This window comes from Kolteria novifilia (assembly GCA_007748055.1).
GTDB lineage: Bacteria > Planctomycetota > Planctomycetia > Kolteriales > Kolteriaceae > Kolteria > Kolteria novifilia.
Map to the genome: position 1 here is coordinate 3,320,935 of CP036279.1, position 12,062 is coordinate 3,332,996.

The 12,062-nt window shown below is 60.6% G+C and carries 11 protein-coding genes; 6 read left to right on the forward strand and 5 right to left on the reverse strand.

The window, feature by feature from the left end; genetic code table 11:
* Window positions 1–94: 94 nt before the first annotated feature.
* The gene (gene istB, locus Pan216_RS12180; protein WP_145258256.1) at window positions 95–865 is read right to left on the reverse strand and encodes an IS21-like element helper ATPase IstB; all 771 of its coding nucleotides are present in this window, start codon (window positions 863–865) and stop codon (window positions 95–97) included.
* On the reverse strand, window positions 862–2,364 hold the full coding sequence (gene istA / locus Pan216_RS12185; protein ID WP_419193569.1) for an IS21 family transposase: 1,503 nt from the start codon (window positions 2,362–2,364) through the stop codon (window positions 862–864). The genes istB and istA overlap by 4 nt, the downstream gene beginning before the upstream one ends.
* A gap of 74 nt (window positions 2,365–2,438) precedes the next feature.
* On the opposite strand from istA, the gene Pan216_RS12190 reads away from it, so the two are divergent.
* Entirely contained in the window at window positions 2,439–3,035 is a 597-nt protein-coding gene (locus Pan216_RS12190; protein WP_145258257.1) for a hypothetical protein, read from the forward strand.
* Here the strand turns inward: Pan216_RS12190 and Pan216_RS12195 are convergent.
* Genes Pan216_RS12195 through Pan216_RS12205 form a run of 3 tightly spaced genes read right to left on the reverse strand, consistent with a single transcriptional unit; the run spans window position 3,018 to window position 5,250 of the window.
* On the reverse strand, window positions 3,018–3,752 hold the full coding sequence (locus Pan216_RS12195; protein WP_145258258.1) for a hypothetical protein: 735 nt from the start codon (window positions 3,750–3,752) through the stop codon (window positions 3,018–3,020). The two genes, Pan216_RS12190 and Pan216_RS12195, sit on opposite strands and share 18 nt — an antisense overlap.
* On the reverse strand, window positions 3,749–4,480 hold the full coding sequence (locus Pan216_RS12200; RefSeq protein ID WP_145258259.1) for a hypothetical protein: 732 nt from the start codon (window positions 4,478–4,480) through the stop codon (window positions 3,749–3,751). Before Pan216_RS12200 ends, Pan216_RS12195 begins: the two co-directional genes overlap by 4 nt.
* Window positions 4,481–4,536: 56 nt before the next feature.
* Entirely contained in the window at window positions 4,537–5,250 is a 714-nt protein-coding gene (locus tag Pan216_RS12205; protein WP_145258260.1) for a class I SAM-dependent methyltransferase, read from the reverse strand.
* Window positions 5,251–6,469: 1,219 nt separating this feature from the next.
* Here Pan216_RS12205 and Pan216_RS12210 point away from each other — a divergent pair.
* The 5 genes from Pan216_RS12210 (at window position 6,470) to Pan216_RS12230 (ending at window position 11,697) form a co-directional block, all read left to right on the forward strand.
* A complete protein-coding gene (locus Pan216_RS12210; RefSeq protein WP_145254871.1) occupies window positions 6,470–7,714 on the forward strand; it encodes an ISL3 family transposase in 1,245 nt (414 codons plus the stop codon).
* A 101-nt stretch (window positions 7,715–7,815) separates the two neighbouring features.
* On the forward strand, window positions 7,816–8,715 hold the full coding sequence (locus Pan216_RS12215; protein WP_145258261.1) for a hypothetical protein: 900 nt from the start codon (window positions 7,816–7,818) through the stop codon (window positions 8,713–8,715).
* A gap of 228 nt (window positions 8,716–8,943) precedes the next feature.
* Entirely contained in the window at window positions 8,944–9,228 is a 285-nt protein-coding gene (locus Pan216_RS12220; protein ID WP_145258262.1) for a helix-turn-helix domain-containing protein, read from the forward strand.
* Window positions 9,229–9,244: 16 nt separating this feature from the next.
* Window positions 9,245–10,474: a tyrosine-type recombinase/integrase gene (locus tag Pan216_RS12225; protein ID WP_145258263.1), complete on the forward strand. Its 1,230-nt coding sequence runs from the start codon at window positions 9,245–9,247 to the stop codon at window positions 10,472–10,474.
* 188 nt (window positions 10,475–10,662) lie between these two features.
* Window positions 10,663–11,697: a S1C family serine protease gene (locus Pan216_RS12230; protein WP_145258264.1), complete on the forward strand. Its 1,035-nt coding sequence runs from the start codon at window positions 10,663–10,665 to the stop codon at window positions 11,695–11,697.
* Window positions 11,698–12,062: the final 365 nt, after the last annotated feature.

A 12,062-nucleotide genomic window follows, 5' to 3' on the forward strand; every position in this document is an offset into this window, starting at 1 on the left:
TTGAAAATGGTGGCGCTGGGCGGTCGAAAATGGTGGCGCCTGGTTGGGGAAAGGTCTCCGTATGCCGAGATCGTGTCGCGGGTGATTCCTTGGTTCAGCCGGTTCGCTGTCGGCGGCGTTTGGCGTCCTTTAGCCGATAGCTTTCGCCGGTGGTTTCGAGGATGTGGCAGCGATGGGTCAGCCGATCGAGAGCGGCTCCGGTGAGCCGTTCGCTGCCGAGGACCTCGGTCCAGTGCTCGAAGGGCAGATTGGTGGTCACAAGAAGACTGTACCTCTCGTAGGCGGTGGCGATGACATCGAAGAGGAGTTCGGCCCCGGCCTTGCTTGCCGGCACGTAGCCCAACTCGTCCAGGATCAGTAGGTCCAGCTTGGCAAGTTGTTGCCGGTACCGCAAGAGTTGACGTTCGTCGCGGGCTTCGAGCAAGAGGGTGAGCAGTTCGGTCACGCGGACGAACCACACCTTGCGCCCCTGGGCGCAGGCGGCCATGCCCATCGCGGTGGCCAGATGCGTTTTGCCCGTCCCCGAAGGTCCGACCAACAAGATGTTCTCTCGGCGCTCGAGATAGTCCCCCTTGAGAAGTTCCAGGACCAACGGCTTGTTGAGGCTCGCGCGAGCGTCGAAGTCGAACTCCTCGAGCGTCTTGGTGGTGGGGAAGCGAGCGGCCTTGAGGCGCCTCGCGGCGGCCCGACGTTCGCGTTCGATCAGCTCCAGTTCGCAGAGCTGCAAGAGGAACGCCAAGTGGTCGGCGTTGTCGGCGGCGCAGCGCCGGGCGATCCGCTCGCACTCGTCGTGAACGGTCGGCAGCTTGAGCGCCTTGAGATGATGCTTGAGCAGCACGGTGCTCTTGGTCGTCGTCTTGTTCACGAGGCCTGCCCTCCCAGCAAGACGCCGTAGGAAGCGACGTCGGTCGTCGGGACATGCACTCGCGCAAGGTGCGGTCGGCCATCCAACGAGAAGACGGTGACCGGCTCGTCGGCGCGATGCTCGAGGATCGTGCGGATGCTCTCGGCATCGGTGACGTCAATCGCGAGCGCCTGCTCGACCGCGGCCGTCAGTTCCTCGAGCGGGAACTTCTCCAGCAAGCGAAGCACGCGGATGTAGGGCCTGGTTCCATGGCGGTCGTCCTCGGCCTCCAAACGGCGTCGCAACAAGGCGAAGCAGTCGGGCAACGACCACTCCTCCAAGGGGCGGGCGACATCGAACCCGCCCGGCTTGCGTTCGAGCAAGGCGAGGTAGTGGACCGGGTCATAGCAGGTCTTTTCCCGCTCCCAGCAGCGCGCATGCCGGGCCACCAAGCGGTCCTCGAAGATCAGTCGTACCTCCAGGACGGTGGCGACGATCGTCACGCGGCGATGGGCGTAGGCCACCGGCACCGAGTAGTCGTTGCGATCGAAACGAACGAGTGACTCACTGCTGGCACTTGCCTGGACCAGTCGCCTCGCCTCGAAGCGTTGCTTCGGCAGGGGCAGGAAAGCGGCACGATCATCGAGGAGCAGGTCGCGCTTGCAGGAGGACTTGCCGCGCGTGCGGCGCTCCAGGTCTTTCTCGCAAGAGACCAGTAGCCGTTCGTTGAGTACTGCCAATGAGATGACATCGGGGACCGGGACCAGGAAGTTCCGCCGGGCGAAGCCGAGCAGTCGCTCGACGTGCCCCTTCTCGTTCGCGCGTCTGACCAGGCAGAAATGCTCTTGGAAGAGATAGTGACTACGAAGCCGAAGAAACTCCTTGGTCAGCATCCGCTCACGGCCGGGAAAGACCTTCGTCACCGCGATCGCCGAGTTGTCGTAGCTGATCCGTTTGGGCACGCCGCCGAGGAAGGAGAACGCCCGGGCATGACCTTCGTGGAAGGTCTCGGTGCATTCGCGCGGGAAGACCTGGATGAAAATCGCCCCCGAGTAAGGCAGCGTCATGACGAACAGCGCGACCTTCGTCGGTTCGCCCGCCAAACGGACCGTCGCTTCGCCGAAGTCGACTTGGGCCTCGCCCGGCGGATGCGAAAGCGGCACGAAGACTTCCCGCCGCGATTGCCTCCAGGCACGCACGGCGTCCTTGACGATCGTCTCCCCACCGTCGTAGCCGTGCTCGTCGCGTAGCCGCTCGACGATCCGCTTGGCGGTGTGACGTTGCTTGGGCGGCTGCTTGCCGTCCTCCTCCAGGATCCGATGGATGATCGGCAAGAATGGTTCGAGCTTGGGCCTCTTGCGAGGCCGGGACAACCGATAGCCAGGCGGCTCGGCGTGAGCCAGGATCTTCGTCAACGTGTGCCAACCGAGGTCGTACTCGCGGCACGCTCCTCGCTTGCTCAACTCGCCGGTCAAGACCCGCCGGCGCACTTCCGTCCACCACTCCATGTCGGTTCGCACTCCTCCGCCTCCTTGCGAACTTCGGAACGATCGGGACCAAAGCCCCCATCTTCCCAAATCGCAACAAGACGTGAATGAGCGCCGCCATTTTCAACCGCCGCGACACACCCCCAGCGCCGCCATTTTCAACCGCCGTCAACAGAACGCCTCCCGCCTGGACACCCGGCGATCGCCGCAGGGTCTTCGGCTACCTGAAACCCTTCGCGTCGCTCCCCACGCTCCTGGAACTCCTCAACAAGCTCGAGCTTCCGACCGTCATCCATCCCGACGGCATTGCCTCCTCGATCCAGCAGAAGTACGCCTCGCGAACGCTCCACTTCCAGCAAGAGCGCGTCGACATCGCCCAAGCCCGACGCGATTGCCACTTCGCGATCCTCAACGCGAATCACGCGACGATGGCCGCGTTTGTCCTTGGCGGCAAACCGGTCCTCAACTTCCCTCTGAGCCTCGAACAAGAGATGTGCGCCACCCCCATCGTCGAGCGGGGAGCCGGCCTCGTCGTCTCGGGGACCGAACCGAACGACATCTTCCGCAAGATGGAGATGATCCTCGGCTCCGACGAGTACACCGCGGGCGCCCAGCGCATCGCCGAGAAGTACCGCGACTGGGACTACGAAGCTTCCGGTGCCGGCCTAGCCGACCACCTCGTTTCCCTAGTCACCGATCGCTGAGGGTGACTCCTCGAAGAAGGACGCCCACTTGGTGCCTTGAAACGCTCGCTTCAGCTCCGCGTAGTTCGCGATCGCTTCGGAGAGGAGCCGCCTTTCAATCTTCTGCGTCACCGGCGTGATCGGTACTATCCGCACCCCAAGGTACTCTTGGACCTTGGCCAGCGTCCCCGGCACATCGGCGTTCATCTCCTCGTAGACGACATCCATCGACTCGTGCTTCTCGAAGTACTCGTCGACAAGCCCGATCTGACGCTCGACGAACTGGAAGCTCTCCAGGCATTGACGCTTGTCGAGGGTCACCGGCGGCAGCAGTGGGATTCGTGTTCCCTTCTCGGCCAGCCAGCGATTGGTGCGAAGGGCGTTGACCTCGGAAAGCAGTCGTGCGAGGAGGTTGGTCCGCTTGAGGTGGATGAGCTTGATCCCCGTATCCGCGCGGAGCAGCCTCCAAACGGACTGCCACCAGGGGTTATATACCGGCTGCTCATATTGGATCTTGAAGCCGACCGCCTGCATCTCCGCCGGGAACGGCGTGAAGAGATGCTCGTCGAGCACGATCCGAGCGTCGGTGTCGTGTGGAAAGGTCTGCGGATTGCGGTCGTGAAATGGTTCGTGATGGCAGACGACATTGGGGTGACTCTTCAGAGCCGTTCGCAGCAAGTGCCAGCCCGTTCGGCTGTGACCGACAACGACGAAACGCTGATAGGGAGTTGTCGTCATGTGGTCGACTGCTCCTCGAAGAAGCTTGACCAGGGAGACCCCTGGAGGGAGCGATTCAGACCGGCGTAGTTCGCGATCGATTCAGGCAATGGCCGCTGAGCGATCTTCCGCGACCAGGGCCGGAGAGTTGTCGGAGCGACGCCGAGGAACTCCTGGATCGCGTTCATCTTCCCTTGGAAGTCGGCACAGACATCTTCGTAAATGACATCCATCACCGCGTGATCGCCGAAGAATTCCGCGAGGAGGTCTTGTTGCCGAGTGACGAGATGGAAGTTGTGCAGGCACTGTTCCCTCGTCAGCACGAGCGGCGTCGGTTTGGGTGGCGCCATCCCCTTTGGCACGACCCAGGTCATGGTTCGTTCCGCGTTGATCTCCGAGAGCAACCGAGCGAGGAGGTTGCGCCGCCGGACGTGCAGGATCTTGATCTCCCTGTCCGCACGGACGAGATCCCACACCGACCTCCACCAGAGATTGAAGCTCGGCTGGTTGACCTGGACCTTGAAGCCGACCGCTTGAATCTCCTCCTGGAACGGCGTGAAGAGATGCTCGTCGACGACGACTGCGGCCTCAGTGTTGTACGCGTAGGGTTTGGGGTACTTATCCCGGAACGGCTCATCATGACAGACGATCGCCGGATGCTCCCCCAAGCTCGTGCGCAGCATGTTCCACCCCGCCCGACTCGGTCCGACGGCGACGAAACGTTGATAGGGCCGCGGAGTCAGGGACATTGGTTGATACAGTTCTCGTTGGGGTTAATGCTTTGCCAGAGGATTGTTCATCGAGTTCAAGACGAAGAGGCGGGGTGCTCAAGCAACCACTTCTCCCTGTTGGTCAGAAGCTTCAGGCCTTTCTCGTTGGCGAAGCGGTTGACGGCGTTGACGACCCCTCGGTACTGAGTGGTGTAGTCGTCACCCATCATGACGCCCCCCGGAGCCAACAGTTCCCAGTAGATCGCCAGATCGGTGGCGACGTCCTGCTCATTGTGCGATCCATCGACATAGACAAAGTCGGCCGTCGCCCGCTCTCGACGCAGGGCTCGACCGGTGACAACGGAAGTCATCGGAATGGGCAGTAGGGTCTCTTGCAGCTTGGAATGGATGACGTTCGCCAGAAACTGCGGATAGATCGACGGCATTCCATGGGTTCGTTTGAGGAGGCGACGATAGTGCTCCATTCGCATGAGGGGAAGATTGCCAAGCCAGGTGTCGACGCAGACAATCGTTCCCGCGATGCTGTGCTTTCTTAGGAGCTTGCCCATGTGGATGGCTGAAGCTCCGTACCACGTCCCGATCTCGATGATCACTTCGGGGCGCCGGTTGGCGATGACCTGTTCGAAGAGAGGGTGCGTCGAATGCCAACCATGGAGATCGAGGTTGAATTGGCTGGCGTCGAAACCGGCGTATGGATTGGTCTCGACCCCCATCTCTGCGAGGACCTGGCGAATCGGACGGCGCTTTGGCACGTTTGTCTGGGCGATTCCCATCGGCTCCGGGTACATCGGTGACTCCTTGGCAATCTCCGTTCGGCGATCCCTCGGGTCCCGCCTTCGACGACGTCAACAGACCATCTCCACACAACATGATGCGCCCCATGGCCCATGCCATGGTAACTGATTCTTCAGACTGAGCGTGGAGTTCTTCCGAGGTTTCGTGGTGATGTTGCAAGAGCTATCTCGTCACGTACGGCGACGAGCTCGAACGAGCCGTTGGGACACCGTCGCGACGAGAAACTACCGAGAGGAGAGTGCCAAGCGTCGTCGCGAGTCAGGTCGTCCGACAAGGAGCGTGATCATCATGAGCTCCGTCAGGTCGGCAAGCATTTGCCCACGATCCTCGACGACAACGCCACCAAGGTTTCGTGCGCGCTCGCGGACGCAAATGGTCATGATCCGTTGATGGGAGAGGTGGTGGCGTAACGTTCTTGTGTAGAATGATTTAGGGAGAAAGCGGGGCGATGGTATTGCGCCCGATCGCTTCGGAGACACGGAGTCTAGCATACTCGAAGCGTTCGGCATCACCGCCTCAGCTAAATTCTCGCCCAAAACGTGGCAAGATACTTGGGGGCCGATTAGCTCTTGGGCACATCGAGTAGCCGAGAGTTCTATTCGCGAAACAGACTGAGATCGTTCGGTCGTTTGCCCTCCCCGTCGCGGAGTAGCCTCGATCGCCCGACCCTCGACATCGTTGTGTCCACCGGGAGTGATCAATGAGGTATGAAGACCTTGTACGCCAATGGACGAACAGTTCGGATCCCAGCCTTCAGCAGGAAACGTCCGCTCAACACGGGCCTCCCCTGGAAGTGCAAACGAAGGGGTTGTTCACGCCAGCTCCGTTTCTCCAGAATCAGGCGGTTCCTGCGAAGTACCGAAACCATCCGCTCGTGAAGGGAAAGTTCTTCGGCTCTATTGCCAAATCTGTGGGTGGTGAGTGTATTCTCCGTTCCGCTTGGTAGTGGAGGTTACCGCCGTATGCCAAGGGCCGCGTCCGGCTGCTGCTTTGCCTGGTCTTCTCGCTTCGCTCGCCCTGCATCCTCGCCATCGTGGCTCGGCTTCGGTCGCCCGGCAAAGACTCCTCCTTGGCCGTTGGCGGGGAGGATGTTCCACTGGTCAAGCGGAAAGGAGAGAAGTCGGCAGGAGGCCAAAAAAGAGCATCCCGCTCTCGAGGGGCGCATGATGGAGTTTGCAAGGACTTCTTCAAACGCCAGCCGCGAGAGACGGGATGCGACTTCAGGTTATCCTCAACGCCTTGGAGCGTCACGGGAGTTTCGTCTACGAATCGGCGGCTTGGGCCGATTCGTCGAAAGAGGGACTGCTGGTTCGGGTTCGCCCACGGCGTCGCAGCCGGCCGATCTGTTCGGGTTGCGGGAATCGTGGCGGCACGTACGACCACTTGCCGGAACGCCGTTTTCAGCACGTGCCGTTGTGGGGCCTGGCGGTCTGGTTCGTCTACGCGGCGCGGCGGGTCGCATGCCCTGCTTGCGGGGTGAAGGTGGAACGCATTCCCTGGGCGTCGGGCAAGGAGCGAACGACGTCGAGCTTCCAATGGTTCCTGGCCCGTTGGGCCAAACGCTTGAGCTGGCGTGAGACCGCCGAGATCTTCGGCACGAGTTGGCACACCGTCTTTCGTGCGGTGAAAATGGCGGTTTGCTGGGGAATCCGCCATCGCGAGCTGGAAGGGATCGAGGCGATCGGCATCGACGAGGTCGCCTACCGCAAGGGGCATCAGTACTTCACCCTGGTCTATCAGATCGACCGCGGATCGCGTCGTCTGCTTTGGGTCGGGCAAGACCGGACCAAGGAGACGCTCGGTCGTTTCTTTCGCTTCTTCGGCAGGCGGCGAACCGAGCGGCTGAAGTACATCTGCAGCGACATGTGGAAAGCCTACCTGTCGGTCATCGCTCGCGAGGCCAATGGGGCCCTGCACATTCTCGACCGCTTCCACATCATGCAGTTGTTCAACAAGGCGATCGACAAGGTGCGGGCCCAGGAGGCACGCGAACTCAAACGCAAGGGCTTCGAGGTGCTCAAGCGGACGCGTTGGCTGCTGCTCAAGCGTCGCGGCAACCTCAAACGCAAGGAGGTCCTTCGTCTCAACGAGTTGTTGACGCACAACCTCAGGACGGTCAAGTGCTACCTGATGAAGGAAGACTTCCAGCGGCTTTGGGACTACAAGGCTCCCTGGCGGATCGGATCCTTCTTCCAGGAGTGGCTCGATCGGGCCTTGAGCACACGGATCGAACCGATGCGCAACCTGGCACGAACCCTCGAGCGTCACGCCGAGCAGATCTTCAATTGGTTCGAGGCAAAAGGAGAGATTTCCGCGGGCGCCGTCGAGGGAATGAATCTGAAGGTCAAATTGACGACCCGCCGATCCTACGGCTTTCGCGACCCCAGCACCCTCAAATACGCTCTCTATCACAATCTCGGCAACCTCCCCGAGCCACCATCGACCCACAAATTCTGAAGACGAGGCAGTTCTTCTACACCATTCCCGAGGAACTACTGGACAAGATCTGCAAGCCTGTACTCCGTGAATCACCCGAGTCAACCAAAGAGCTGTTCGACATGGAGTTGGTCCTGTCCCGACACTCCGGAGATCACGGTTCGCGACTCGGGTTTTGGAACGGCGTGCCAATCGACTGCGGGCTCTTCAACACGGGACTAATGGAAGCGAAGGATCTCGTTGAGTTCAAAGAACTCGGTGAGGAGGAAGCACGCGAGATTTGCGCGACGGCAAACAAGAGCTTGTCGTGGTTCCACGAAGTCGGCTGCGGGTACGCCGGCTGGCTGATGACGAACTCGGAGTTCTGCGGTGAACTTGCCGATCTTCGATCGAATCTCCGTGAACCAATGCACCGCTGGGGAACGGCGATGGTCGGTGTACCGATCCCTTCGGGGCAATCAGCGGGAGCCTCGGACCCGTCCATGGAAGAAGGCTGGGCGGAGTACGACTCGTCGGTGCTCGAATTCTGTGTCAAATGGCGGCTCCAAGGGATTGCGGGTCCTGATGTCCCAGTTCCCATGCTCCCGATGATGTGCGGTCAGTTTCCGCTTTCGATCGTCACCCAGCTCATGCGTGCCGGTGGTTTGTTCAATTGGCCCGATACCTTTCCGGTGCCCGCCCGCGATGAACTTCGCGATCTCCTGGTAGCCTCTCTTCAAGCCGTTAGTCCAGGCGAACATCTTGAGGGATGGCAAAGGATCATTGATGCCAGCAACAAGGCGAAGAATCAGATCGGGAGCTTTGAACGTCGCTTCCGTCTCATTCACTTCTGGCGAGTGCTCAGGGAGCGCCATCCCGGTGCCTTCAAGAGGCGTGTGAACCTGGCCGAACGTGCCTTCGCAGAGTACCTCGGTGTTGACGAGAGCACGGTTCACTCGGATCGCCAAACGATCGCCAAAGCTCTTGGCAAGGACTGGGATTTGCCCAGCAGTGCCGAGCAGAACGGAACGCGTTCGGCGTGACTTGCAAATGCACTGAATTCCCAATCGTCAAGACGAATCAAGTCCACATCTCCATGACTTGAATCTCCAGCTCGTCGAACGAACTCCTTCCAAAACTGCGAAAGCGTGTCCAGACGCTGTCTCTTCATTACCCATGCCCTAACGGGTAAACAGAGACATGCGCTCGCCGCACGCATGGCTGCGGTGTTCACCGCGACTCTTCCGTCGTGAGGAAATTGAATCGGCAGAATGATGGCCAAATCCAAGGACAGGACGTCCTATCTCACTGCCAAGGAACTTGCCAGACTGTCCGGCTTCTCCGTAGCGACGATCTGGCGGCTGAAGCGGGACGAGAAGATCCCATTCGTTCAGCCCGGTGGCAAGCACGGCAAGGTCGTTTTCCCCGAGGACGCTCTCGAACGAGCGAATCCCTCAACCAATCCAATCGCTCCGGTCCTCAACGACAAATCCGACGAACCGCTTCCTGGCCGGCGTCCGGATTGGATGTCGTCGGACGGGGAGGAAGCACACTGACAACAGGAGTCTCTCCATGCCTAGAAAGCCGAAGGAACAGCCCATCGTCGGCGAGTACTTCACCTGGTACTTAAGAAGGAAGCCAAGCGGCGTCTACTTCGCCGATGGGCGAATCAACAGCAAGCACCATTGCGGCAAGCCGTCACTCGGGACACGAGACCGGGAGGAGGCCCTGCGTCGCCTTCGCGCCCTGGACAAGCACATGGCGATCAAGTTCGGCATCATCGAGCCGGAGCAAAGCAAGAAACCGAAAGGGGTGAACATCCGGCGCGGTTGGGAACTCTACATCGAGCGTTGTGAACGGCCCGAACTCATCGATGGTGTCAGCAAAGCAAGCGTTCAACGCTATCGTGCGGTGCGTGACAAGCACATCGACTATTGTGACAAGAGGGGCATCACCGACTGGGTCGACGTGACCAAGAGCGTGACCAAGGAGTACGGCAGCCACTTGGCGAAAGGCAAGTATGCCGAGCGCACGATCTATCTTGAGCTGAACTTGATTTGCTCCATCGTGAACTGGCTTGTCGAGGAGGGTCACCTGCCTCCCGAGTCAGCATTCAAACTACACTTGCGAAAGTCGCAAGGGAGCACCACCTACTGCTACACCAAGCAGCAGGTGACCCGAATGGTCGAGTTCTGCAATGACCATCCCGACCTCGTCTGGATGGCAAGGGTCATCGCGGCGTTGGCGACGACGGGGTTGCGGATCGGCGAGTTGGCCCAGCTGCGCTGGAGCGACCTCGACTTCGAGGCCAATACGATCCGCCTAACGGACGAGCGATCACAACCGCAGCGCAAGCAAACGGGACAGGAGCGACGGATCAAAGGTAAACGCGACCGAGCTCTGCCGATGCACCCCGTATTCCGGTCCGTCGCGAAAGGCCAGCGGCGTCATCCCGACGGGTACGTTTTCCGCGGCCAGAAAGGAGGCCGACTTTGCAACCGCCGGGTCCTTGACGTTCTCAAGAGCAAAGTGATCGAGTCGCTCAATAGCGAATTCCCAACTCCTCCCGGCGAGAAGGGTTTTGCCCATGGAACGGTGCATGGTCTGAGGCACTACTTCTGTTCCGAGGCCTATCGCAACGGGGCGGGAGATGCGGAGCTTCTCGAATGGCTCGGCCATCGGGACACCGAGATGACAAGGCTGTATCGGCACCTTCAGACCGAGGACAGCCAGCGCAAGATGAAGCAAATCAACTTCCTCGGTAGCGACGGCGGGGAAGATTGTCGTGATGCCGTCGTGTAGTCTCCTGGCGTCCCCAGCGAAAGCGGTGTTGACAAGGAGAAGGACGATGGGGCCGAACGGTCGCAACTCGGCATCGAACGACGCCCAGTCAGGCACTCTGGGTGGCGAGTTGGACCAGGTCTCGGTGGGATTTGTCCCAGTGATTGTCTCAATCACTGAGACAATCAACAGGCGGCCGACGCAACTGCATGGAAGAAAGGTGGTTACAGGGCAGACGAGGACGGCAAGCCGAGAATACGGGAAACTCCGACGCGCATCGTCGCGCGGATCCGGACGATTCATCGGCATCGAGCGACGACAAGGAGCTACTCGACGCCTACTCGAAGGCGGTGATCCGTGTCGCCGAGCAAGTCGGGCCGGCGGTTGTCAGCATCACACACGCCGAGCGGTCGGGCGACTCGGGGATCGGTTCGGGGGTTATCATCGCTCCCGACGGCTATGCCTTGACCAATAGCCACGTGGTCGGTCGCCGAGGCGACGTCTGGGCCTCCACCTCGGATGGGGACCGGCTGGGAGCTGAAGTTGTTGGTAACAACGACTCGACCGATCTCGCGTTGATCCGACTCGCCGCTCGTGACCTACCCTATGCGTCCCTGGGCGACTCCGTCGGGCTCCGCGTCGGCCAACTCGTGATCGCGATGGGCAACCCGTTCGGCTTTCAGTCAGCGGTGTCGACGGGAGTCGTCAGCGCCCTTGGGCGAGGCTTGCGCAGTCCCGAGGGACGCGCCATCGAACACGTCGTGCAGCATACCGCCCCCTTGAATCCCGGGAACTCGGGTGGCCCACTGGTCGACTCGGGCGGGCGCGTCGTCGGCATCAACACCGCCATCATCGCGGGGGCTCAAGGGCTCGGGTTCGCGGTACCGGCCAACACCGCCCGCTGGGTGATCACGGAGATTCTCTCCCACGGCGAGGTCCGTCGTCCCCGGTTGGGGATCACCGCGACCGTCGCGCCGCTGCGCCCGGTGCTGGCTCACGAACTCGATCTGCTCAACGACCGCGCGGTGGAGGTGGTCGATGTGCAATCGGGCGGGCCGGCGCGCGAAGCGGGGATCGAGCCGGGCGATCTGATCGTTTCCGTCGCGGGACGACTGGTCAACGACATCGACGACTTGCATCGCTTGCTCTCGTTGGCGGGCCAGGGCCACTCGATTCAGATCTCCCTCGTTCGCTCGGGACGACTGATCGAGGTGAGCGTTCGGCCTCGTTTGGATGGAACCTGAGCGGCTTGGTGCGGAGGAGAGCCTTCGAATGCCGATGGTTGGTGGAGTGTGTCGTCCCCAGAAGTGTTTCGTTGTGGTACGAGGGGAGCAATTCGTTTCCCTTCGGGTGGTTTGATGTCACAAGTCCCGCAGGGGAGATCGTTAGCCCAGCGGGTGAACTCCCTTTCAGTCCCTCACCAATGGTGAGGAGTCTGCCGGTTCAAGTGGTCGTGCCGAATAGCCCAATTCGCTCACAAGATTGCCAACAATGAAGTGGTTAAAACGTAATAAGGTCGAAGCTACATGCGGACGGACCTGTGGATGATGCTGTTAAGGTGTTGTTAAGTTTGGACTTGTGACGCGGAGAGCCGATGTCGACGCCCCAG

Coding starts and splice junctions, on each gene's coding strand:
- Pan216_RS12215 (WP_145258261.1), top strand. CDS start 7,816: ATGGAGTTGGTCCTGTCCCGACACTCCGGAGATCACGGTTCGCGACTC.
- Pan216_RS12220 (WP_145258262.1), top strand. CDS start 8,944: ATGATGGCCAAATCCAAGGACAGGACGTCCTATCTCACTGCCAAGGAA.
- Pan216_RS12205 (WP_145258260.1), bottom strand. CDS start 5,250: ATGTACCCGGAGCCGATGGGAATCGCCCAGACAAACGTGCCAAAGCGC.
- Pan216_RS12225 (WP_145258263.1), top strand. CDS start 9,245: ATGCCTAGAAAGCCGAAGGAACAGCCCATCGTCGGCGAGTACTTCACC.
- Pan216_RS12190 (WP_145258257.1), top strand. CDS start 2,439: ATGAGCGCCGCCATTTTCAACCGCCGCGACACACCCCCAGCGCCGCCA.
- Pan216_RS12195 (WP_145258258.1), bottom strand. CDS start 3,752: ATGACGACAACTCCCTATCAGCGTTTCGTCGTTGTCGGTCACAGCCGA.
- Pan216_RS12230 (WP_145258264.1), top strand. CDS start 10,663: ATGGAAGAAAGGTGGTTACAGGGCAGACGAGGACGGCAAGCCGAGAAT.
- Pan216_RS12200 (WP_145258259.1), bottom strand. CDS start 4,480: ATGTCCCTGACTCCGCGGCCCTATCAACGTTTCGTCGCCGTCGGACCG.
- Pan216_RS12210 (WP_145254871.1), top strand. CDS start 6,470: ATGCGACTTCAGGTTATCCTCAACGCCTTGGAGCGTCACGGGAGTTTC.